At 69.5% G+C, this 298-nt stretch carries 1 protein-coding gene; it reads left to right on the top strand.

Going from position 1 to position 298, the window contains the following annotated elements:
- On the top strand, positions 1–298 hold a 298-nt coding region (locus WG902_RS22490; protein WP_340062454.1), incomplete at both ends, for an Ig-like domain-containing protein.

Here is a 298-nt window from a genome sequence, read left to right as displayed (position 1 = left end):
TGTGCCGACGGCAGTGAACGACACGGCGACCACGACCGAAGACACCCCGGTGTCGATCCTGCTGGCGACCCTGGCCGGCAACGACACCGACCCGGACGGCGACACGCTCACGGTCACGGCGGTGGGCAACCCGGTCGGTGGGACGGTCGTCATCGTCGGCGGAAACGCGGTCTTCACGCCCGACCCGAACTTCACGGGTGCGGCGACCTTCGAGTACACGGTCAGCGATGGCAACGGTGGCACCGACACCGCCACCGTCACCGTGAACGTCACGGCGACCAACGACGCGCCCACGGCC

It is taken from the genome of Ramlibacter sp. PS3R-8 (assembly GCF_037572435.1).
Lineage (GTDB): Bacteria > Pseudomonadota > Gammaproteobacteria > Burkholderiales > Burkholderiaceae_C > Ramlibacter.
The sequence above is the reverse complement of the archived record's forward strand: the minus strand, read 5'-3'. Positions and strand labels throughout refer to the sequence as shown.